Here is a 24,067-nt window from a genome sequence, read left to right as displayed (position 1 = left end):
AAGGGATGTCCTTATGACAATGCCAGTATAGAAAGCTTTCATGCAATATTAAAGAAAGAATGTGTATACCTGAATACATTCATAGATCATGAACATGCAAAATCAGTATTATTTCAGTATATAGAAGGGTTTTATAATAGAAAACGAATCCATTCATCAATTGATTATATGACCCCAGAGCAATATGAGAATATATGTAGAGCAGCATAGTTTGCTTTAGATTTTAAGCCTGAGGGAATACTAGCCAACCCGTAGGGCTTGCCCTTGATAAACTAATGAATAAATGCTAAAATAGCTTGTTCCGAAGGCTGTATATAGCTTGCTTTGAGTTTATCGCCTTCGGGTAAAAGTCAGGGTGCATTTATGAATAGTTTGTCAAGGGTGGCGGTAGTTGAAATAAAAAACTTAAATTTGTGTCCAAACTATTGACATAGATCCAGTTTTATTGGACATGGAGGTTATGAAAAAGAAATCTGCAGATTTATTGGAAAAAATGAAAGAAGAATTGAAAGGATTAGATGTTAGAACAGTTTCTGCTGTAGGACATCCTGCAGATCAAATTATTGCTACAGCAAAAGAAGAAGCAGTAGATTTGATTATTATGGCTACCCATGGCATGAGTATGATGAAGCGTTACTTAATAGGTTCTGTTACCAATAATGTGGTGCATCACTCTACGATACCGGTGTTAGTGATTCCTTAATCTGTGATGATAAAGCAGATATATCACATCTAAAAAAGAAATATTTGTATTAGATATTTACAAAAAATATAATTATAAAGATTGTTTTTCAACAAATGAATAAGGTTTTGTGATTTACATCCCGTGGATCCTTTGAGTGCCACGGGATTGTTGCGTTTACTGGAGGAATATGGCACGAAAGAGTGTCGGAGGGAAATCATGTGTATATGCATGGGAACAAAATGTTACCAAATATTTTAAAATAATGTTGGCCTCCTTTCGCGATGATATGAGATAATAAAGCAAACGATATTCTAAATATTCAAAAAAATATATGGATGGCTTGTGATTGAAAAAACACTGGACAACATGCAGCATGTGATTGCAGGAAAAGAAGAAGTAATAGAGAAATAAAAGGAGACATAAATAGAAAAATCTTTGAATTTATAGTAAATTCAAAGATTTTTCTACTTGTCTAATTTTTTTCTTATAGAAGGGCTTTTTCTATTCTTTCCAATCCTTCTCGAATGTTGTCAAGGGAAGTGGCATAGGAAAGTCTGATATAATTGTCTGTTCCAAAGCCTGCCCCTGGGATTACAGCTACTTTTGCCCTATCCAGCAGGTATTCTGCAAAATCCATGGAACTGTCAATCACAAAACCATTGATGGTGTTTCCTATAATTTTTGAAATATTTACCATCACGTAGAAGGCACCTTCTGGCATTCTGCAGGATAAACCGTTGATGGAATTGATTTTTTCAACCATATATCTTCTTCTTTCATCGAAGGCTTTCACCATCTCCTGAATAGGTTCTTGAGGTCCTTTGAATGCCTCGATGCTGGCATATTGGGCGATGGTGTTTGGATTGGATGTGGCATGGCTTTGGATGTTTGCCATAATATCTGCAATGGTCTTATTGGAAGCAGTATAGCCAATTCTCCACCCTGTCATGGCATAGGCTTTGGACATGCCGTTCACCACGATGGTCAGCTCTTTGATATCCGGCCCCAAAGAAGCGATGCTGATATGTTTTCCTTCGTAGATCAATTTTTCATAGATTTCATCGGAAATCATATAGATGCCATGGCGGACAGCCAGGTCGGCAATTTTTTTCAATTCATCTTCCGTATAGACGGTTCCTGTAGGATTATTGGGGCTATTTAAAATGATGGCTTTCGTTTTTTCACAGATATTTGCTTCCAGGTCTTCTATTCTGTATTTGAATCCGTTGTCCTCAGGGGTTTCCACAAGAACCGGCACAGCATCGGCCAGCTTTACCAGTTCGGGATAGCTTACCCAGTAGGGGCAGGGAACGATTACTTCGTCGCCCGGATTGCATATGGCCTGAAGGGCATTGTACAGGGAGTGCTTTGCTCCATTGGAAACCACAATATGTTCAGGTTTGTATTCCAATCCGTTGTCTGTCCTAAGCTTATGGCAAATGGCCTGCTTTAGCTCTGGCAAACCGGATGATGCAGTATATCCCGTAAGACCCTTTTCAATGGCTTTGATGGCTGCTTCACGAATGTGGGCGGGGGTATTGAAATCCGGTTCTCCGGCACCAAAACTGATCACATCGATGCCGTCGGCCTTCATTTTTTTTGCCTTTGCTGTAATGGCCAATGTGACGGAGGGTGATATTTCCATATTTTTTCTAGACAGATTGTTGTGCATGATAGATCTCTCCTTTTCTCCTTTTATACCGGATGGGTTTTTTGTACTTTATCTACAAGACTTCCCTCTATTTTATATTTTTCTGCTTGGCGTTGCTGGAAAAAGTTTAGGGCTACCTGCGGGAATAATGCATAGGACAGAACATCTTCCTCCTGCTCCAAATATTCCTTGATTTCATTCCGAAGGCTTTCTAGCTGGGGCTCAATTAAGTCTGCCGGCCTGCAGGTGATTACTTCCTCATCTCCAATGATTTTTTTGATGATTTCTTCATTGATGGGTACCGTCGGTTTTCCATACATTCCCTTCACGTAAGCTTTGATTTCTTTGGGGACCATTTTATATCTTTCCCCTGTGATCACATTCAATACGGCCTGTGTTCCAACCATTTGGCTTGTAGGTGTAACCAAAGGAGGATAGCCCAAGTCCTCTCGAACCCTCGGCACTTCTTTGAGAACTTCCTCGAATTTGTCCAAAGCATTTTGTGCGGCCAATTGACTTACAAGATTTGACAACATGCCGCCCGGTACCTGGAATACCAAGGTATTGATATCTACTCCCAATACCTTTGGATTGAGCAGTCCGTTATCCATATATTTTTCACGGATAGGTCTGAAGTGTTCTGCAACTTCATTGAGTTTGCCCATGTCCAATCCTGTATCATAGGGCGTGTCTTTCAAAGCAGCAACCATTGGCTCTGTCGGAGGTTGAGAGGTGCCCAGGGCAAAAGGAGAAATGGCCGTGTCGATGATATCGACCCCTGCCTCGACGGCTTTTAGATAGGTCATGCATGCTAAGCCGCTGGTGGCATGGGAATGCAATTCTATGGGAACCTTTACTGCTTTTTTGATCATGCTGACCAGCTCATAGGTATAATAAGGCGTTAAAAGGCCGGACATATCCTTTATGCAGATAGAATCTGCTCCCATGTTTTCCAATTCTTTTGCCAATGCCACATAGGTCTCCGTCGTGTGGACGGGACTAATGGTGTATGAAATGGCTGCCTGGGCATGGCCTCCTTCTTTTTTTGTGGTCTCCAGGGCCACCTTTAGGTTTCTGGTATCATTCAAAGCATCAAAGATTCGAATGATGTCTATTCCATTGGCAATGGCTTTTTTTACAAAAGCGATCACCACATCATCAGGATAATGTTTATATCCCAGCAGGTTTTGACCCCTTAAAAGCATCTGAAGATTCGTCCTTTTCACGTGCTTTCGGATGATTCTGAGTCTTTCCCATGGATCTTCATTTAGAAATCTTAAACACGCATCAAAGGTTGCACCTCCCCACATTTCAAGGGCATGATAGCCAATATCGTCTAATTTGTCTAAAACAGGCAATATTTCTTCCATTTTCAGTCTTGTGGCGATCAATGATTGATGGCCATCCCTTAAAACGGTTTCCATGATTTTTACTTGAGACATAATTGACCTCCCCGGTATATCGATATTTTTCAACAATATCATCTCTTTTTTACCACCATTATATCAATCTATTTTTTTATGTACAGTCAATAAATAAAGTGATATGCTATAATTGGTTTATTATTAAAAAAAATATCTAAAAATTCTTTATTGAATGATGGAGGGTGTTTGATGGATTCCACAGATTTGAAAATCCTTGAAATTTTACAGCAAGATGGCCGGATTTCTATGAAAGACCTGGGGAAAAAAGTGGGATTAACTTCACCGGCTGTATCGGAGAGGGTGAAGAAGCTGGAAGAAAATGGAGTAATCTTAGGTTATAGGGCTATCGTCAATCCGCAAAAACTAAATAAAAATATAAAGGCTTTTATCGACGTGTCGATTAAGGCGGAAAATTATAAAAAATTTCTGGAATTTGCACCGACCCATGAATGCATTGTGGAATGCCACCATATTACCGGTGGTGATTGCATGACTTTGAAGGTGATGACGGAAAATATGGCGGAGTTGGAAAAATTAATTGATGATATTAAACGGTTTGGTAATAGCAGGACATCTATTATCCTTTCCAGTCCCATTGAATATAAGGTTATATTATAGGGGGACATCGATAGAAACTATGATAAAACATTGAGAGGTGATAGCTTTGGGCGACATCGCAGGAAAGGGCTGTGAAGTATTGATACCCTTTGAAGAAAGAAAGCCTCTTTGGGAAATAGAACGCAGCCTGATTACAAAATATAGAAAACATATATGGTCAAAGTTTATCAAAGCATTAAAAGATTTTAACCTGGTGGAAGCAGGAGACAGGATTGCCGTGGCCATTTCCGGCGGGAAAGACAGTATGCTGATGGCGAAATTATTCCAAGAATTGAAACGGCATGGGGAAGACAATTTTGAGTTGGAATTTATTGTCATGGACCCGGGATATCATGAGGATATCAAGGGTCTGCTGGTGGATAACTGCAGATATTTAAACATCCCTATTCAAGTTTTTGATTCGGGGATTTTTCGAATTGTAGACAATATTGCAAAGGATTATCCCTGTTATATGTGTGCGAAAATGCGGCGGGGAGCGCTGTATACAAAGGCCCGGGAGTTAGGATGCAACAAACTGGCCTTGGGGCACCATTTCAATGATGTCATAGAGACAACCATGATGAATTTGCTGTACACGGGGTGCTTCAAAACCATGCTGCCCAAATTGAGGTCTTCAAATTTTAAAGGATTGGAGTTAATTCGACCTCTTTATTACATTGAGGAGCGCTATATTGAATATTATACTCAAGAGAGCGGGATCTGGCCCCTGAATTGTGCATGCATGGTAGCTGCAGAAAAGACAGGAAATAAGCGATATGAAATCAAGGAGTTGATTAAAAATTTAAAGGGCAGCTTTAAGGATGTGGATAAATCCATTTTTAAAGCCGCCCAGAACGTAAACTTAGATGCTGTTTTAGGCTGGGAAAAAGGGGGAAAGCATTATTCCTATTTAGATTTTTATGATGAAGAATAGGAGAAACAGCAATGGGATCGACAAGAACCCTTGAGATTTCGGCTTCGTCGCGAATCAGCAAGCTGCTTTTTTCCTTATAACACATAGAAAATGATGTACTTTCATAAGTTGTGGATAAGTCATAATTTTCGCCATGTGTTTCAACAAAGTCTTCCTTGAAACTTTCCAACGGAAAACTTTGTTATTTTATGATTGAGAAAAGGGGCACAGATCTGAGCAGGGGAAGTCCAATTTCAAGGAGTTGTCTACAAACCAAAGGGAGCCTGCAAGAGGCTCCCTTTGAAAATGTCCTGTTTCTTTCACAGCATCTGATGTTCATATCTTTTGGCTATCTGTAAAACACATGATCGCCGATTCTCATGACATAAGTTTTGTTTTTTACAATCCACTTTCCTTCTGCTTTATCAGGATTGAAGAAGTATGTGGCATCTCCTACAGGTCTTGCGCCGTTGAATGCATCCTTTGCAGCTTGTATACTTTCCTCAGAAGGCGTATTGTAAATCGTGCCCTCCGCCACAGGACTAAACTGGGGAATTCCCTGATAATACTCGAATATGACGCCCTTCACGGTGTTCGGAAAGTCCTTGGATTTTACCCTGTTCAGAATCACATTGCCCACTGCCACTTTTCCCTTATAAGGCTCGGCTCCCGCCTCAGCATGGATAATTCTCGACAGCCAGTACAGGTCTGTGGCATATGAATCATTCCTTGTAATTGCACCCCTGGAAACAGGTTGTGCATATAATCTGGATTGGGTTTCCTTCCCGGCGATTCCGTCTATGGTTAGACCATTGGCTTTTTGGAAAGTGATGACGGCTTTTTCAGTCTTTTTTCCATAAATACCGTCGATAGGGCCTGGGGAAAATCCTTTGTTGCTCAATGCTTGCTGCAATTTGGTTACGGCGCTTCCTCTGCTGCCGAATTTTAGCGTAGCATAAGTAATGGTTTCCTTTGCAAACACATTGGTGAATTGTAGTGATAATAGCAATAAAATTACACATATCGATACAATTCTTTTCAATTTCATCCTCATCACAATACACTCCTTCCTTTCTATGCTTCCGAAGTTAGCTGACGGGTTCGGGATAGAAGGTTCCCTACCATGAAATACATGGATTAACCCCAAAATTGGTTCCTCCGTACCCGGAATATCCGGGATTCAGCAAATGTAATGTGTTTACATTATGTTTATTATAAGGGAGGCGTTGCATTATGTCAACTAGCCAATATTATCCAATCGGGAAGGTGTTTTGGTATGAAAGGAAAGGTGACAGAAAGATTTTGTATAGGAAAATGAATGGCCCTGATAGAAAAGAGTAGTTTTCGTAGTATAATATTGGTAAGTGTGCAGTACTTCCGGTTGTCTGACCGGGATAGTTGTTTTCATAATCATGGACAAAGTCATAGGAATGATAAGGGGTGGGAGAAAAAATGAAAGAGAAAGTGAAGGTAGGTCTTATTGGTTTTGGTTTAGGCGGGAGGGTATTTCATGCACCCGTCATTTACAGCGTTGAGCATTTGGAACTGGCGAAAATTGTATCAACCCGGGAAGAAACGGCAGCCATGGCAAGGCAGATTTATCCTCAAGCGGTGGTTGTTCCCGACGCAGATAAGCTGTTGGAGGATGAGGAGATAGAATTGGTGGTGGTGGCTACGCCGAATACATCCCATTTTGAGTATGCATCGAAGGCATTGTTGGCCAATAAACATGTGGTGGTGGAAAAACCCTTTACGATTACATCAGAGGAAGCCGATGCACTGATCGCCCTTTCCCAAAAACAAAACAGGGTATTGACAGTGCATCAAAACAGAAGGTGGGACAGTGATTTTTTGACGGTGAAGAAAATTATAGACAGTCATCTCCTTGGAAATGTGGTTGAATATGAGGCCCGGTTTGATCGTTTCAGAAATGTTCCTAGGCCCAATGCATGGAGGGAAGAAGATGGGCCGGGGGCAGGGGTATTGTATGACCTGGGCAGCCATTTAATTGACCAGGCCCAATGTCTGTTCGGCCTTCCCAGAGAGGTCACGGGAGATATTCGCATCCAGCGGGAAGGGGGAAAAGTCGATGATTATTTTGAAATTACGCTGCATTATGAAAAAACAAAGGCAATCCTGAAAGCAGGCATGCTGGTTAGGGAGCCCATGCCCCATTTTGCCGTCATGGGAGATAGGGGTTCCTTTGTAAAATATGGTATGGACGTGCAGGAGGCTGCCTTGAAGAAAGGTTGTTTTCCAAAGGATATGGAGGACTGGGGGAAAGAGCCGGAAGCTTTATGGGGGATTCTAAACACAGAGATCAACGGATTATCCTTCAGGGGAAAGGTGGAAAGTTTGCCCGGGGATTATAGGGCCTTTTATGAAAATGTCTATAGGGCCATCCGGGGAATAGAAGCGCCGGCGGTGAAACCTTGGGAAGCAAGAAATACCGTTCGTATTATTGAATTGGCCATGGAGAGCAGCAAACAAAAAAGAACCCTTCCTTTTTGCTAAAATATGCAAGGAGGAGATTGATATGATCTATAGAATATTACAATAACCACATGGCATGGGATGGGCCATAGCTGACTCAATTTATTTTATCAGGGGGAACATGGCTTCATGAAGATATGGAAAAAAATTTTTGACTGGATTGTACGCAATATGATGGTTATTTTAATCATTTTCATAGTAATGACAGGCATGGCTTTATATTGGCTTCAAAGGGAGGAAACCAGTATTTTTTTGTCAAAGCCAAAGTACCATTTTTACTTTGTAGGGCAAAATTCTGTGGATCCCTTTTGGAAAGAAGTGAGACGAGGCATAGAGGATGCAGCCAAATACTATAATGTCGTTGTGGAATTCAATGCCCCGAGGTTTAATCATCCTCAGGATGAGTTGCAATATCTGGATATTGCCGTTATGTCCAATGTGGATGGAATCATTACCCATGTTTCCAGCGGGGTAAACTTTACGGAATTGATCAACAAGGCTTATAGCAAGGGGATTCCCGTTGTTACCATAGAAAATGACGATAAAAACAGCAATAGAAATGCATTTGTGGGAACCAACAGCTTTTTGCTGGGAAAGGAAGCTGCCAAGCTAATGATAAAAGCTACCGGAGGAGAAGCCAATATTGCTATCATTGTCAGCAATGATTTTGAAATGGATACAGCCAGCCAGAACCTGAAAATAAACGGTTTTTTGAGTACAATCAACAGCTACCCCCATATGAAAGTCATCAAAGTGTATACATCCAAAATGGGAATTTTGAGCGCAGAAGAGATTACCCAGTCTATCATCAACAGCCAGCGGGGCATTAACGCAATCTTTACAACCAATTCGGTGGACACTTTGGGAGCTGCCCAGCTTATCGTGGACCATAACAAGGTTGGCAGTATTACTTTGGTGGGTTATGGAGACACACAAAATATTTTAAGGTACATAGAAAAGGGTATCATTTACGGTACGGTCATGAGTGATCCTTATAAAATGGGATATGAAAGTTTGAAAGCTCTAATGGATATCAAAGAAAAAAACAATGTATCTACCTTTATTGATACAGGTGTAAAGGTGATTGAAAAGGAAAACCTAGCAGAATACGAAAAAAAGGCTGATCGTATGGAATAGTTGGTGAAACCATGAACAAAGATATTTTTAGATTTACGGGCATCAGAAGAAAATTGATCATTTATTATTTGATCACTACTTTTTGCTGGGGATTACCAGTCTCTTTTCCTATTATAATGCCAAAATTGTCTTAAACAGATTCCACTCCATTATATCGGACTATGTCTATCTCAACAGTTTAAACAATGATGTCAATCTCCTGATGATAGAGGTTGAGAAATATCTTGCTTCCAAATCTTCAGAAGCTCTTTTGAATTATTATACCATTTATAACAATCTTCAAGAAAAATCAAGGAATATACCCAGGGAGGCCGTCTATGATTTAGATCGGCTAATGTTGAAGGATATTGGTTATATGATAGACAACCTCCTGAAGGAAACGGACAGTGCCGTAAGGGCAAAGCGGGGCAGGATCAGCAGTGAATATATAGCCCATTTCACAAGATCAAACCAAATCAGTGAATACATTAAGCTTTACATCCATCATCTTCTCAATGCAAAACTCCAGGGCGGATCTCAGAAATATGCTATGATTACTAAGAATATGACCTTTATCAGCTATTTCAATCTTCTGATCATTATAGGCTCTGTAATGCTTAATATTTTTCTTGCGATTTTATTCACATATCGGTTGACAAAGCCCATCGTAGAACTTTCCCATTCAGCGGAGAGAATTTCAAAGGGCGATTTTGATATTGAACCTGTAGAAATACAAACGGATGATGAAATCCATATACTGGCCAAGGCCTTTCATAAAATGGTTGTCAACATCAGGAGCTACATTGATGAAATCAAGAGACAGGCAGAGATTGAGAAAAGGTTGAAGGAACAGGAAATGCAGAACTTAAAGATGAAAAATCTGCTGAAAGAAGCGGAACTAAAATCTCTACAGTCCCAAATCAATCCTCATTTTCTTTTTAATACCTTGAATGCGGCATCCCAACTGTCCATGATGGAGGGAGCCGATAAGGCCTCGGAGTTTATAGAAAATATTGCCGAACTCTTTCGGTACAATCTGAGGAAATTGGATGAGCCTGTAACCTTGGGAGATGAGATCAAGTATGTAAAAAACTATATGTATATTCTGAAGACTAGGTTTGGCAATCGCATAGAATTTTTTACAGATATTGAAGAAAGGGTGCTTGAGGCAAAGATGCCTTGCATTATTATCCAGCCCATTGTTGAAAATGCTTTTATCCATGGTCTTGAACATTTAGAAAAAAACGGAGAAATTCATTTGAATATCAAGGCCGATGGGGGAAAAATTTTGGTGGAAGTGCAGGATAACGGCATTGGCATGGATGAAAAACGTGTAGCAGCCATTATTGGCGCCGACAGTAGTGATGATCCATCCAACAGGCATGTGACGGGAATCGGCATGCATAATGTCATTGACCGTTTGAGACTTTTTTATAATATTTCAGAAATTAAGGATGTCATAGAAATAGAGAGCAAAATAGGCGAAGGAACGAAGGTTATCTTAAAAATACCATATGGTGAGGATGGGGTTTGTCATGATGAAGCTTTTAATAGCGGATGATGAGCATTTGGTGATTGAGTCTATAAAATTTATCATTGAAAAAAATGTTCCTGACGTGCAAATCGTGGGTACTGCCATGTCGGGGAGGGAGGCTATAGAAAAGGCTTTTGATGTAAAGCCCGATATTGTATTTATGGATATCCGCATGCCCGGCATCGATGGCATCGATGCCATCCGCCAAATAAAAAGTACAAATCGTGACATTATTTTTGTGATTATTACTGCTTATGAATATTTTAACTATGCCAAGGATGCAGTAAATCTGGGGGTTCATGAATATCTGTTAAAACCGATTAACAAAAACCGGCTTGTTGAAACCATCGGACATATCCGTGAAATTATCTCTTCGAAAAGGGAAGCTATGCAAAGGGAGATTTTGCTGAAGGAAAAAATTAATAAAATTCTTCCCCATATGGAAGGACAGTTTGTTTATTCCCAATTGTTGAATGGCAGAGGAATCAGAGACATAGAATTCTATGAGGATATATTTGGAATGAAAATTCAGTATGGATATGTGATGATGGCCATTGTGGATGATTTTGAAAGCGATGTGAAGGAAGAAAATCTGAAAAACAGTCTGATCAAACAGAAATTTTATGACGTATTTAGCATGGAGTTGAAAAGCCTGTGTCCCTGTCTTATAGGGCCTCCTCTTTTAGATAGAGTGGTGGCCTATATTCCCGTCGACAAAAATACAGATGCCTATGAAGTTCGCAATACATCCATGGAAATAGCTGCAAAGCTCATGGAGAGAGTGAATCGAAGCATTCAAATCCATTACAAGATAGGTGTGGGTAGAGGGTATGCTATTGAATATTTTTCAAAGTCCTGCAATGAAGCCTATACGGCCGCATCTGTTTCCCGTGAGGCTGGAGTAGTCCACTTTGAAGATATCGTTCTTCCCTCCCATAAAGCGGATACTTATCCTATCCATCAGGAAAAGATCCTGATCCATGGAATGTTAACAGGGGATTTGACAGGTGTGTTGAACGGATTTGAAGAAATTTTCTGGTGGCTTTCTGTAAATTATAAGGATGATATCGATAAAATAAAATCAAAGCTTATTGAACTGCTGATTGTTTTGAGAAGGGCCATTCCCTATGAGATGGAAGCTCCTCCTGTATCGGACGAAAATTATTTTATGGATCTGTTGAAGATTCATCATATGGAGGAATTGAAGATGAGTTATTTCCATTATTTAAAAAATATGACAAATCGGATCCATGCATTGAGAGAAAGGGAATTAAGCGGATTGATTTCCAAATCCCTCAAATATATTCATGAAAATTATGATCAAGACATCAGCCTGGATGATGTAGCAAAGGAAATGAACATGAGCTATCATTACTTCTGCAAATTCTTTAAAGATGCTGTGGGAAAAAATTTTGTAGATTATCTGACAGAGTTGAGGATTGAGAAATCAAAGGAACTATTAAAGGATGCTGCCGTCAGTGTCAAAGAAGTATGTTATAAAATCGGATATAGCGATCCAAATTATTTCAGCAAAATATTCAAGAAGGTAACAGGGATTACACCAACGGAGTACAGAGCTAATTCGATGTCTCAAGAGGTGATATGATGATGCGGGCAAAACAAATAGTAAAAAAAGGAATATTGATTTTTCTTACGGTTGTTTTGGTCATGCTCCTTTATCTGACTTTCAAGAACCTTTATGGGACCAAGCATCCCCAAAAGGATAAAGAAGCGGAGATTGTTGACAACAGGGTGAAGATTGGTTTTTCTCTAGGAACCTTAAAGGAAGAACGGTGGATGAAGGATCGGGATATACTGATGGCAAAGGTGAAGGATCTGGGAGGAGATATTATTGTACAAAATGCCAATAACGATGACCAGGACCAGCTAAAACAGGTGAGATATCTTCTTGATCAAGGCATTGATGTTCTGGTGATTGTTCCCAATGATTTGGAAAAGGCGGCTGCGGCCGTCGAACTGGCGAAGCGGCAAGGGGTGAAGGTCATTTCCTATGATAGGCTGGTCCTAAAATCCAACGTAGATCTATATATATCCTTTGACAATGTCCGGGTAGGGGAACTTATGGCAAAATATGTGCTGGAACATGTACCGGAAGGCAATGTTCTTATTGTCAATGGTGCCACCAGTGATCATAATACAAAAATGATTAAGGAAGGCTATGATAAATTGTTGCAGCCTAAGGTAAAAAGCGGGCATATCAAAATTATCGCTGAGGAATGGGCATCCAATTGGATGAATGAATATGCCTTTCGGGTAACCGATGAGCTCCTTCAACAGGGAAATGCCATTCATGCCATCATTGCAGGGAATGACGGTTTGGCCGACGGAATTATTGGGGCATTATCGGAGCATAGGTTGGCAGGGAAAACCGTTGTGGCAGGGCAAGATGCAGACTTGGCTGCATGCCAGCGGATTGTAGAAGGAACCCAATTGATGACGGTGTATAAACCCATCGAAAAGTTAGCCGATGTGACGGCAAAGATGGCTGTGAAACTTGCCCGGGGAGAGAGTTTAGATATCGAAAACTCTATTTTTGACGGGAGATATTCTGTACCCTATTATGTGCTTGAACCTATTGCCGTGGACAAAAATAATATCGATGAAACGATTATAAAGGACGGATTCCATATGCGGGATGAGGTCTACAGAAATTCCACCGAATTATATAACCAGTGACAAATATGATATTTCAAAAGGATGGACAACAGCCTGGCGACAAAGAACGCTTTTGTCAGTAGGCTGTATTTTTTTGTCTTAAAAAATTACTAGAATCTGTTTACCAAAAAACTGAATCTGACAAAATAGAGAAGAATAACTCAAAATGGTACAGAGGCAAAAGGGAATTAGAAAGAGAATTTATTCATAGCTTAATTTTAAGAATCATGAAAATGTTTGCAATTATTTTTTGATAAAAGTCCTTTCATGGGGAAGGGTAAAAAGGCACTTTTCAGATATTTCTTTAAAATTGATCCTAAAGCAAACGTTATCCAGGAAAGGGTCGATGGGTCGTTTTAACTTAGCTGCATTTATATGAAAGACCCTCCCAGTAACCAATATTATAAATGCAGCTAAATTCATAATAAACAATATAAATAAGGAAAGGGGAAATTTGTGGTGAAAAGAAGTAAAATTTTTGCATGGATGCTGGCAGTGCTGATGGTGGTGACGTTATTTGCCGGATGCAGCAAGCCTGCACCTGCCGGAGAAACATCTGCAAATGCGCCGGCCAAAAAAATTAAAGTAGGTCTGTCTTTGCCTACCCAAAGAGAGGAAAGATGGGTAAGGGACAAGGAAAAGATGGAGCAAGTAGCTGCTGAAAAAGGTATTGAATTGATTGTGAAAGTAGCTGACGCCAACATGCAAGAGCAAATTACACAAGTAGAATCATTGTTAACCCAAGGAATCGATGTATTGATTCTGGCACCCCATGATGCTGCCGCTGCTGCAACCTTGGTGGAAAAGGCAAACAAGGAGGGCATTCCGGTAATCTCCTACGACCGATTGATTACAAATACCGATAAGCTGGATATTTATCTGTCCTTTGACAATGTAAAGGTAGGAGAATTGCAAGGCAAGTACATTACCGAGAAGGTATCGGAAGGAAACTACATCATCATGTCCGGTGCTCCTACGGATAACAATGCCAAATTGTTCAAGGCAGGGGCCATGAAGTACATCCAGCCATTGATTGACGCAGGAAAGATCAAAGTCATTGCTGAACAAGCAGTAGAAAACTGGGTACCGGAAAATGCATTAAAAATTGTTGAAGCAGCATTATCTGCCAATAATAATGAAGTAGATGCAATCTTGGCACCAAATGACGGTACAGCAGGAGCCGCGATTCAGGCCCTGGCAGCCCAAGGATTGGCAGGCAAAGTACCGATTACAGGGCAGGATGCTGAGAAAGCTGCTGCCAAGAGAATCATGGAAGGAACACAATCCATGACGATCTTTAAGGATACTCGAGAACTGGGAGCAGCAGCCATTGATATAGCCATCCAACTGGCAAATGGAGAAAAGGTGGCTACCAATGGCGAGGTAGATAATGGCAAGATTGCCGTACCTTCTGTTTTGCTGGAGCCTAAAATTGTGACAAAAGACAATTTGAAGGAAGTACTGGTAGACAGCGGATATATTTCAGAGGCTGATCTAAAATAACAAACTAGTTTTCAAGGCTGATAGGAGGAATAGCTTTTAGTTATTCCTCTCTCTTTTAGAAAGGTGGACAGGGAGCGATGAGTGAATACATTTTGGAAATGGAAAATATCGTAAAAGAATTTCCAGGCGTCAGGGCCCTTGATCATGTGAACTTCAAGGTGAAGAAAGGCGAGGTTCATGCCTTGGTGGGGGAAAACGGGGCAGGGAAATCCACATTGATGAAGATTCTCAGCGGGGTATATCCTCATGGTTCCTACAAAGGGAAAATTATCATCCGTGGGGAAGAACAAAAATTTCTCAATACAAAGGATAGTGAGGCCGCGGGCGTAGGAATTATTTATCAGGAATTGACTTTGGTAAAACAGATGAACATCTGTGAAAACATATATTTGGGAAATGAGTTTGAAAAATATGGAATTATTGATTGGAACAAGGCAATGGCTGAAACAAAAAGGCTGTTGCATGAGGTAGGATTAACGGAAAGCCCCGATACAAAAATTGTGAATTTGGGAATCGGAAAGCAGCAATTGGTAGAGATTGCAAAGGCCCTATCCAAAAATGTAAGTATATTGATATTGGATGAACCGACAGCTGCACTCAATGAGGACGATAGTGAAAATTTATTGAATATCATTAGAAAACTGAAGCAGGAAGGCATCAGCTGCATTTACATTTCTCACAAGTTGAAGGAAGTAAAGGCTGTGGCGGATACGATTACCATCCTGCGGGATGGAAAGACCATAGAAACTTTTCCCAATGATGAACATGTCAATCAGGATCGAATTATTACCGGTATGGTGGGAAGAGCCATTACACAGCTTTTTCCCAGGAAGGAGCATACGCCCGGTGAAGTTGTGCTGGAAGTAAAGGATTGGACCGTTTATAATCCGGAGGTACCTGATAAAAAGATCATTGACGGCGTGAGTTTTCAAGCAAGAAAGGGAGAAATTCTTGGGATTGCCGGATTAATGGGGGCAGGAAGAACAGAATTGATGATGAGTTTATTTGGTGCCTATGGATTCAATAAATCGGGGTATATTCATATAGATGGCAAAGAAGTGGAAATCAAAGAACCTAGGGATGCGATAGAGAAAGGATTATGCTACCTTTCCGAGGACCGCAAAAAAACAGGGTTGGTACTGATGATGGACATTAAGGAAAATATCACCTTGCCCAGCTTAAAAAAAATAGCAAGCCTCCGAGGAATCAATGAAAATGAGGAAATCAAGATTGCAAATCGCTATGTGGAAGCTTTGAAGATAAAAACGCCGTCCATAGAACAGAAAACAAGGAATTTGAGTGGGGGAAATCAGCAAAAGGTAGTGATAGCTAAATGGTTGATGGCGGCTCCCAAAATATTGATATTGGATGAACCGACTCGAGGAATTGATGTAGGGGCAAAATATGAAATCTACAATATCATGAATGATCTGGTGGAACAAGGGGTAAGCATTATTATGATCTCCTCCGAGTTGCCGGAGGTTTTGGGAATGAGTGATCGAATATTGGTTATGCACGAAGGAAAAATAACGGCAGAGCTGGATTGGAAGGAAGCCGATCAAGAAAAAATTATGTATTATGCAACGGGCAGTGGAGAAGATTTTTCAACGATGTATTAAAGGAGGATATTTCATGGCAGGTAAAGTTGAAAATAGACAAAGTGCGGTAGAAATTATAAAATTTTCCCTTAGGAACAATATAAGACAATATACTATGTTTATTGCTTTGATAAGCATTATGCTGATCTTTTCATTTCTGAGTGATGTATTTTTAACACCAAGGAATCTTTCCACATTGTTTTTGCAAACTGCCCATATTGCCATATTGGCTTGCGGCGTAGTATTGGTGATTGTGGCAGGGCACATTGATTTATCCATCGGAGCTGTTGTAGGATTGACAGGTGCCATCGTTGCCATATTGCAGGCAAAGTATGACCTAGGTATACTGCCTGCCATATTGATTACCTTGGCAGTAGGCGCCTTGATAGGGCTTTGGCAGGGCTACTGGGTTGCATACCGGGATGTTCCTGCTTTTATCGTGACCCTAGCAGGGATGATGATTTTTAATGGGTTGCTTTTGGGAGTGACAAAGGGGGAAACCATTGCCACTACCGGCGCATTCAACAGGATTGGGCAAGATTATATCCCTACATTGTTTATTGCAAACTCGCCCAAGGACATGCTTCCCCATGATACAACCCTAATCATATTGGTGCTTGTGATAGTAGGCTACCTATGGATGGAGCTCAGAAAAAGAAAAGAAAGGATCAGGTATGGCTTTGACATTTTGCCGAAAACACTATTCTTATTGAAAGTTAGTCTGGTGGTCCTTTTAATCACTGCCATATTTGCAATTATGGCCCTATATCTGGGTATACCCTATTCTATTTTGCTGTTGATGGGAATAGGCAGTTTCTATGCCTTTCTGACAACAAAAACTACCTTTGGCCGCCATATATATGCCATCGGAGGCAATCGCGAGGCAGCCAAGCTATCGGGAATCAATATTCGCCAAAGAACTCTTTGGATTTTTATATCGTCGGGCATACTGTGTGCCATCGGCGGGATTATTTATACAGCCAGGGTCGGTTCTGCGGCGGCATCGGCAGGACAGGGAATGGAGTTGGATGTGATTGCTGCAGCCATCATCGGCGGAACCAGCACCTTGGGTGGGGAAGGAACCATCGTCGGTGCCATCATCGGTGCCCTGGTCATGGCTACCCTGAACAACGGCATGCTTCTTCTGGATGTAGGGACTACCCAGCGATTGATCGTAAGGGGACTGGTTTTGCTGTTGGCCGTCTGGGTAGATATTTCATCTCGAAAAAAAAATGCCTAACCTGATGAAAAGGAAGTATCCAAGGCATGGATTTTGGGGGCAGTATTATGCTTATTGTGGAGACTGAATGGAAAGCAATACAATGTTTATTTGCTGTGAAAACTGAGCTGCCGGGTATTGAACCGGCAGCCATAACCATAGAATCCATGGAGAGAAACAAGCAATATGCCGTTTTATATTGCAATCTTTTGAACAGGATTTGAAACCCTCTGATGAATAGGAACATAGGCTTTCGGAAGGCTTGTGTTTACATAAGCGGGACGTATAATTTTTTGATCGCTTACCAACTGCTCAATGCGGTGGGCACACCAGCCTGCGATCCTTGCCGTGGCAAATAAGGGAGTATAGAGCTCCGGCGGAATATTTAAAAGTTCATATACGAAACCTGAATAAAGATCCACATTGGCACAGATGACGAAGTCTTCTCCTTTCAGTTCCCCAAACAATTCCAATGAGAGCTCTTCGATATCTTTATACAGTTGAAACTCATGGGCTTTATCCTTTTCAACAGCCAGTTCAAAAGCTTTCTTTTTCAGCAGGATGGCCCTCGGATCAGATTTTGTATAGACGGCATGGCCCATGCCATAGATGAGCCCTTCTCTGTCAAAGGCTTCTTTTTTGATGATTTTCCATAGATAGTCTTTTAATTGGCTTCTGTCTCCGATATCCGCAACATTTTCCTTAATATTCATCACCATTTCACGGACTTTGATATTTGCGCCGCCATGTTTTGGACCTTTCAGAGAACCGATGGCTGCAGAGATGGCAGAATACGTATCTGTACCGGAGGAGGATACCACATGGGTTGCAAAGGCAGAATTGTTTCCGCCGCCATGTTCCGCATGGATGACGAGGGATAGGTCTAATGTTTCCGCCTCTGTTTCCGTATAACGATTATCGGCCCTTGTCATAAATAAAATATTTTCAGCAGTGCCGATGCCCTTTTGAGGAGGATGAATGAATAGACTTTTCTTATCAAAATTATGGGCCTTTGCCTGGTACCCATAGGAAATAATGGTAGGGAATCTGGCAATCAGCTCTATGCTCTGTCTTAATACATTGGAAATGCTAATATCATCGGGGCTTTCGTCATGGGAATAAAGAACCAAAACACTTCTTTGCAGTTTGTTCATAATATCTTTGCTGGGTATTTTTAAAATCATATTTTCCGTAAAACCGGCAGGAAGTTGTCTTGCCTCATCCAACAATTGTTGAAATGTATTTAGTTGTTCCTGGGCAGGAAGCTCGCCGAAGAGCAGCAAATAAACACATTCCTCAAAGCCCCGTCTGTTTTGGCATTGGAATCCTGCTACAAAATCCTCCAAATCAATCCCGCGATAAAACAACTTGCCTTCCACAGGTATTTTTGTATTCTCTTCCAGACTATAGCCCTTTACGGAGCCTACATTAGTAAGACCTACCAAAACCCCTGTACCGTTTTCGTTTCTGAGACCTCTTTTCACATTGTGTTTTTGATAGAGTTCCGGAGGAATGAAATTGTTTCGTTCCGCTAAAACCGTCAAGTCATAAAAATTGGTACTATTGAATAAGTTGCTCAATGGGTGACCCTCCTCATGGTATAGTTTCATAGCATATTTTCGATTATGGCCTTTGTCATATCTGTGGTTGAGGCAGAACCGCCTAAATCCTTTGTCAGATATTTGCCTTGGCGAATCGTTTCTGTCACAGCCTGAGAAATTACTTGGGATTTTTCTCTTTCACCTAGATAGTCCAACATCATAGCCCCAGATAAGATAACGGCTGTGGGGTTGGCCATGTTTTTCCCGGCAATGACAGGGGCACTGCCGTGAACAGCTTCAAATACAGCCATATTTTCTCCTATATTTGCACCCGGGACTACTCCTAGACCGCCCACCAGACCAGCACACAGATCTGATAGTATGTCGCCGTACAGATTGGTAGTAACGATTACTTCAAACTGGGACGGATGCATTACCAGTTGCATGCACATATTGTCTATGATGACCTCCTGCAGATGAATATGAGGATATTCCTCGGCAATTTCCCTGGCACACTGAAGGAACAATCCGTCGGTCAGTTTCATAATATTTGCCTTGTGGACTACGGCTACTTTTGTCTTGTTATTTTTATCAGCATAATCAAAGGCTGCCCGAATAATCCGGGTAGAACCTTTTTTTGTAATCCGTTTTACAGCTTCTGCTGCATCTTCAGAAATCTTTTTTTCTAAGCCCATATAGAGATCTTCGGTATTCTCTCTAAAAATAACAAGATCCACATGTTGAAACGGAACATTAATTCCGGGGATTGTTTTTACGGGACGAACATTGGAAAAGAGATCGTATTTTTTTCTGAGCAATACATTGATACTTTGAAACCCACAGCCTATGGGCGTTGTGATAGGTCCTTTCAAGGCAATTTTGTTCTTTTCAATACTTTCAAAAACCCTTTCCGGGATAAGAACTCCTTCATTTTCATAAACATCTGCTCCGGCATTCACAATATCCCAATCGATTTGAACGCCGGCAGCTTCAATGACGTTTTTGGCGGCCTCTATCACTTCAGGGCCTATGCCGTCTCCAGGGATCAGTGTGACTTGATGCATAGAATTCACCTTCTTTATGAAATATTGGATTGTTTGGCGTAGTTTAAATACCCTCCAGCCTTTAAGATATCCGCATCCCTTCTGGAGCCTTCAAATTGAAGCCTTACAGCAATTCCCTTTGTCTTGTTGAATAAAGATATTTCGGAACCAGCATCGAGAGCACCGATGATGTCTCTGATTTCCAGTTCATCCAATGCATCAAAATATGCATAATCTTCCTTATCGATAAAAGTAAGAGGAATAATGCCGGAATTAATCAAGTTTGCCTTATGGATTCTTGCAAAGGACTTGGCAATCACAGCTTTGACACCGAGATAAAGGGGAACCAATGCGGCGTGCTCCCGGCTGGAACCTTGACCATAGTTTTCACCGCCCACAACAAATCCTCCGTTATATTTTCTTGCAATTGCATGAAAATCTTTTACCAGTGTGCCAAAACAATGCTTGGACAATTCCGGTATATTGGAACGATAGGGCAGCAAGCTGGCATGGGATGGCATAATATCGTCTGTGGTTACATGGTCGCCGGTTTTTAACAGCATTTTCCCCCTTAAGACAGGGCCTAAGGGTTGGTTGACAGGGAAGGGCTTAATGTTTGGGCCCATGATGATTTCTGTATTGGTCCTGTCTTCCTTAGGGTACACGAAATAGTGATCCGATACATGGTATTTTTCAGGAATTTCCACCAAGGGAACATCACCAAAGGACGAAGGGTCTGTGAGATATCCTGTAATTGCTGAAACAGCCGCTGTTTCGGGACTTATCAAATATACATGGGCATTTTCCGTGCCGCACCTGCCTTGGAAATTCCGGTTGAAGGTTCTGAGGGACACGGCACTGGATTTCGGAGCTTGTCCCATCCCGATGCAAGGACCGCAGGCAGCCTCTAAAATTCTGGCACCGGCATCGATCAAAGCACCCAGGGCCCCATGATCAGACAGCATTTTCAGTATACTGCTTGACCCTGGAGAGATCACCAAACTTACATCTTCATGGACTTTTCTCCCTTTTAGGATTTTAGCCACCTTCATCAAATCTGTATAGGATGCATTGGTACAGCTTCCGATGGCTACCTGGTCCACCTTGATTCCTTGAATATCCTTTACTTTGGCAACATGATCCGGACTGTGGGGCATGGCAGCCATTGGGAAAATATCCTCCAAATTTACAACGATTTTTTTATCATATTCGGCATCGTCATCGGCTGTCAAGTGAATAAAATCTTTTTCTCTGCCCTGCCTGATCAAGAAATCCCTTGTGATCTCATCACTGGGAAAGATAGAAGTGGTGGCGCCCAATTCAGCCCCCATATTGGCGATGGTAGCCCTGTCGGTAACGGATAACTCGCGGAGTCCTTCCCCGGAATACTCAATCATATATCCTACGCCCCCTTTGACGGTGAGCTCCTTTAATATATACAATATGACATCCTTAGCAGACACCCAAGGTTTCAGCTTTCCTTTGAGCTCAATATTCAGTATTTTAGGGACCTTTAGAAAATAATATCCCTTTGCCATGGCTACAGCTACATCCAAACCGCCAGCACCTATACTGAGCATGCCCAGGCCTCCGCAGGTTGGGGTATGGCTGTCGGAACCGATCAATACATCGCCGGGCTTGGCAAACCTCTCCAGATGGAGCTGATGACAAATACCGTTCCCAGGTTTCGAATAGATGATTCCGTATTTGGCTGCCACGGACTTGATAAATGCATGATCATCGGCATTTTCAAAGCCCGTTTGCAGTGTATTGTGATCTACGTAAGCTACAGACAAGTCTGTTTGAATATCTTTTATTCCCATGGCTTCCAGTTGCAAGTAGACCATGGTGCCCGTGGAATCTTGAGTGAGGGTCTGATTGACCTTCAGAGAAATTTCATTTCCAGGCTGTAAAGACCCGGACAACAACTTTTTTTCAAAAATTTTAAGTATTATATTTTTTCCCAAGTGCATTCTCCTTTCTGCAGATCGTCTTCTACATATAATTAATGTATTATTGTATACAATTATACATTAATTATATGTGCATCCCATATGCTTGTCAATAAATTTGTTACAAAAAATTTAAAAATAGGGACAAAAACAAAAATGAAATTTGCTCTCAATGGAAAAATGGGATGATCTATTTTCAATATGCAATTCTTTAAAATATCTTAATACTTTACAATTACGGTTGACTGCTGAAAAGATAGGATTTAAAATAAAAAAGGCAAAAGTGCATATTGGTGGATGAAAATTATTGGAGATATCCGTTTCGGATAACCGTAGAAGAAAGGGATAAGCGGCGCTATTTGCTTATTTCCGAAGCTTTCAGGTATGATACAATAATTGGACACACCCCTGGAGAGACTACTTGTGTAGCATCAAAGGAGCAACTTAACGGGATGCGTTAGGGAAACTTTCAGATAAAAGGACAGGGCGTAAAATAGCTTTATTTTTCATGCTGTTTTACGTCCTGTATTTTTTTGTATATCATATCTGCCATATGTTTGAGAAAGGAGGGATAAGGCAAGTTTTTTTTCGATGATTCTACCTAATCTCTACAATAAAATACAGAAAGGATGGAACTAAGAATGGAAACAAAAATATGCAGTAGTGAATCAAAGGAATTAAAAAAAGAAATAGGGTTATTTGAAGCCATTGCAGTAGTCATTGGGGTTGTCATCGGTTCAGGAATATTTTTCAAAGCATCCTTTGTGTTTAAAAATGCCGGGTCCCCCCTCATGGGAATATTGGCTTGGATTGCAGGGGGAGTCATTACGATGGCATCGGGATTGACGATTGCGGAAATTGCAACGGCTATACCGAAAACAGGGGGCGTATTTGTTTATTTAAAGGAGTTATATGGTGAGAAATGGGCCTTCCTGTTTGGATGGGTTCAAACAGTTATATATGTTCCGGGTGCAGCAGCGGCTTTGGCTATTGTTTTTGCAACCCAGGCCACATATTTTATTCCTATGACTGATTTACAGCAAAAACTGCTGGCCATTGGAATTATTTTTATCATTATGATTGGCAATATTCTTTCCACCAAACTGGGAAGCAAGATCCAATTTATATCTACCATAGGAAAATTGATCCCTATATTTATTATTATTGTTTACGGACTGGCCAAGGGTACCGCCAATAGTTTTACCCTGTCTACAACGGGGGCAGAAACGATTACGGGCTTTGGGGCAGCGATTCTAGGAACCCTTTGGGCCTATGATGGATGGGTAGGCGTTGGAAATATCGCCGGAGAATTAAAAAACCCTAAAAAAGATCTGCCGAAATCCATCATTGTAGGTGTACTAACCATTATTGCGGTCTATGTTTTTATTAATTTGGCGATCATCCATGTGATTCCGGTAGAAGATGTCATTGCTTCCAGCAAGCCAGCTTCCGATGCAGCTATGGTATTGTTTGGAACTGCGGGAGCATCTTTAATCTCTGCAGGAATTTTAATATCTATTTTCGGTGCATTAAATGGTTATTTGATGACAGGTGTTCGTATTCCCTTTGCCATGGCACAAGATAAATTGCTACCTTTTGCCAATTTTTTTGGAAAAGTTGATGAGAGGTTTTCAACACCCTTCAATGCATTTTTATTAGAAGTAATTTTGGCATGCCTTTATGTATTCTCAGGTTCTTTTGAGATGCTCTCAAATCTAGTAATCTTTGTATTATGGATATTCTTCACCATGGCTGTAGCCGGTGTTTTTATACTAAGAAGGAAGCACAAGAATATGGAAAGGCCATATGAGGTGCCATTGTATCCCATTGTACCTTTGATTGGAATTATCGGAGGACTATATATCACCATCAATACATTGATTACGGATACAACCAATGCCCTTTACGGATTGGGTATTACGTTGATTGGTTTCCCCGTGTATATGTATATGACAAGAGAAAAGAAATTTGACCTATGATGGAATACAATCATAGGTTTTTCCGCATTGAATCATCCTATTTTTGAAGGAACATTGGAACATTTATAGAAATTATTATTTTACAAAGAAATGAGGATACAAGGGATTTTCTGAGAATATCGGGAGAGAAGCCGCACTGTTTC

General features: G+C 40.9%; 20 protein-coding genes and 2 riboswitches. Of the genes, 14 read left to right on the top strand and 6 right to left on the bottom strand.

Translation table 11 applies throughout. The features are described from left to right. Positions 1 to 210 (top strand): IS3 family transposase (locus AN619_RS11040; RefSeq protein ID WP_157064996.1); only part of this gene is annotated, 210 nt, incomplete at its 5' end. A 250-nt stretch (positions 211 to 460) separates the two neighbouring features. Then, positions 461 to 703 carry a universal stress protein gene (locus AN619_RS11035; protein ID WP_068556963.1) on the top strand — a complete coding sequence of 81 codons (243 nt, stop codon included), beginning with the start codon at positions 461 to 463 and terminating at the stop codon, positions 701 to 703. A gap of 466 nt (positions 704 to 1,169) precedes the next feature. Here AN619_RS11035 and AN619_RS11030 read toward each other — a convergent pair whose 3' ends face one another. Together AN619_RS11030 and AN619_RS11025 are read right to left on the bottom strand one after the other, a co-directional pair. Next, complete coding sequence (locus tag AN619_RS11030; protein ID WP_068556961.1) at positions 1,170 to 2,357, bottom strand: pyridoxal phosphate-dependent aminotransferase; 1,188 nt, start codon at positions 2,355 to 2,357, stop codon at positions 1,170 to 1,172. A gap of 23 nt (positions 2,358 to 2,380) precedes the next feature. Then, entirely contained in the window at positions 2,381 to 3,778 is a 1,398-nt protein-coding gene (locus tag AN619_RS11025) for an oxaloacetate decarboxylase subunit alpha (RefSeq protein ID WP_068556959.1), read from the bottom strand. A 171-nt stretch (positions 3,779 to 3,949) separates the two neighbouring features. On the opposite strand from AN619_RS11025, the gene AN619_RS11020 reads away from it, so the two are divergent. Continuing rightward, positions 3,950 to 4,378 carry an Lrp/AsnC family transcriptional regulator gene (locus AN619_RS11020; RefSeq protein WP_068556957.1) on the top strand — a complete coding sequence of 143 codons (429 nt, stop codon included), beginning with the start codon at positions 3,950 to 3,952 and terminating at the stop codon, positions 4,376 to 4,378. Between the two features lie 46 nt (positions 4,379 to 4,424). Next, positions 4,425 to 5,291, top strand: coding sequence for a tRNA 2-thiocytidine biosynthesis TtcA family protein (locus AN619_RS11015; protein WP_068556970.1), 867 nt, complete (start codon positions 4,425 to 4,427; stop codon positions 5,289 to 5,291). A 328-nt stretch (positions 5,292 to 5,619) separates the two neighbouring features. Here the strand turns inward: AN619_RS11015 and AN619_RS11010 are convergent, their stop codons facing one another. Further along, a complete protein-coding gene (locus tag AN619_RS11010; protein ID WP_198153292.1) occupies positions 5,620 to 6,324 on the bottom strand; it encodes a cell wall hydrolase in 705 nt (234 codons plus the stop codon). Between the two features lie 8 nt (positions 6,325 to 6,332). After that, positions 6,333 to 6,466, bottom strand: a riboswitch (cyclic di-AMP (ydaO/yuaA leader). A 256-nt stretch (positions 6,467 to 6,722) separates the two neighbouring features. Here AN619_RS11010 and AN619_RS11005 point away from each other — a divergent pair. From AN619_RS11005 to AN619_RS15995, 9 genes are all read left to right on the top strand, one after another. Continuing rightward, positions 6,723 to 7,784 (top strand): Gfo/Idh/MocA family oxidoreductase, encoded by a 1,062-nt coding sequence (locus AN619_RS11005; protein ID WP_068556955.1) that lies wholly within the window; start codon positions 6,723 to 6,725, stop codon positions 7,782 to 7,784. Between the two features lie 108 nt (positions 7,785 to 7,892). After that, a complete protein-coding gene (locus tag AN619_RS11000; protein ID WP_068556952.1) occupies positions 7,893 to 8,900 on the top strand; it encodes a substrate-binding domain-containing protein in 1,008 nt (335 codons plus the stop codon). Positions 8,901 to 9,102: 202 nt separating this feature from the next. Continuing rightward, positions 9,103 to 10,440, top strand: coding sequence for a sensor histidine kinase (locus tag AN619_RS10995; RefSeq protein WP_242867387.1), 1,338 nt, complete (start codon positions 9,103 to 9,105; stop codon positions 10,438 to 10,440). Further along, a complete protein-coding gene (locus AN619_RS10990) occupies positions 10,415 to 12,019 on the top strand; it encodes a response regulator transcription factor (RefSeq protein WP_068556950.1) in 1,605 nt (534 codons plus the stop codon). Before AN619_RS10995 ends, AN619_RS10990 begins: the two co-directional genes overlap by 26 nt. After that, the gene (locus AN619_RS10985; protein ID WP_242867386.1) at positions 12,019 to 13,110 is read left to right on the top strand and encodes a sugar ABC transporter substrate-binding protein; all 1,092 of its coding nucleotides are present in this window, start codon (positions 12,019 to 12,021) and stop codon (positions 13,108 to 13,110) included. Before AN619_RS10990 ends, AN619_RS10985 begins: the two co-directional genes overlap by 1 nt. A 438-nt stretch (positions 13,111 to 13,548) precedes the next feature. Then, on the top strand, positions 13,549 to 14,592 hold the full coding sequence (locus tag AN619_RS10980) for a sugar ABC transporter substrate-binding protein (RefSeq protein WP_083525099.1): 1,044 nt from the start codon (positions 13,549 to 13,551) through the stop codon (positions 14,590 to 14,592). A gap of 77 nt (positions 14,593 to 14,669) precedes the next feature. After that, positions 14,670 to 16,211 carry a xylose ABC transporter ATP-binding protein gene (locus tag AN619_RS10975; RefSeq protein WP_068556947.1) on the top strand — a complete coding sequence of 514 codons (1,542 nt, stop codon included), beginning with the start codon at positions 14,670 to 14,672 and terminating at the stop codon, positions 16,209 to 16,211. Between the two features lie 13 nt (positions 16,212 to 16,224). Then, entirely contained in the window at positions 16,225 to 17,430 is a 1,206-nt protein-coding gene (locus AN619_RS10970; protein WP_068556945.1) for a sugar ABC transporter permease, read from the top strand. Between the two features lie 47 nt (positions 17,431 to 17,477). After that, a complete protein-coding gene (locus AN619_RS15995; protein ID WP_157064994.1) occupies positions 17,478 to 17,633 on the top strand; it encodes a hypothetical protein in 156 nt (51 codons plus the stop codon). Here AN619_RS15995 and AN619_RS10965 read toward each other — a convergent pair. The 3 genes from AN619_RS10965 to AN619_RS10955 are packed head-to-tail and all read right to left on the bottom strand — an operon-like array spanning position 17,604 to position 21,960. Then, positions 17,604 to 18,989: a citrate/2-methylcitrate synthase gene (locus AN619_RS10965; protein WP_330382077.1), complete on the bottom strand. Its 1,386-nt coding sequence runs from the start codon at positions 18,987 to 18,989 to the stop codon at positions 17,604 to 17,606. The genes AN619_RS15995 and AN619_RS10965 overlap by 30 nt on opposite strands. A 26-nt stretch (positions 18,990 to 19,015) precedes the next feature. Beyond that, the gene (locus AN619_RS10960) at positions 19,016 to 20,014 is read right to left on the bottom strand and encodes an isocitrate/isopropylmalate dehydrogenase family protein (RefSeq protein WP_068556941.1); all 999 of its coding nucleotides are present in this window, start codon (positions 20,012 to 20,014) and stop codon (positions 19,016 to 19,018) included. Positions 20,015 to 20,028: 14 nt separating this feature from the next. Beyond that, positions 20,029 to 21,960 (bottom strand): aconitate hydratase, encoded by a 1,932-nt coding sequence (locus AN619_RS10955; protein ID WP_068556939.1) that lies wholly within the window; start codon positions 21,958 to 21,960, stop codon positions 20,029 to 20,031. Positions 21,961 to 22,343: 383 nt separating this feature from the next. Next, positions 22,344 to 22,440, top strand: a riboswitch (glycine riboswitch). A 146-nt stretch (positions 22,441 to 22,586) separates the two neighbouring features. Between AN619_RS10955 and AN619_RS10950 the strand changes: the two genes are divergently transcribed. After that, positions 22,587 to 23,924: an APC family permease gene (locus AN619_RS10950; RefSeq protein ID WP_083525098.1), complete on the top strand. Its 1,338-nt coding sequence runs from the start codon at positions 22,587 to 22,589 to the stop codon at positions 23,922 to 23,924. Positions 23,925 to 24,067: the final 143 nt, after the last annotated feature.

The sequence above is a fragment of the Thermotalea metallivorans genome, assembly GCF_001562415.1.
Lineage (GTDB): Bacteria > Bacillota > Clostridia > Peptostreptococcales > Thermotaleaceae > Thermotalea > Thermotalea metallivorans.
Note: the sequence above shows the minus strand (reverse complement) of the source record. Positions and strands in the feature narration are given on the sequence as shown.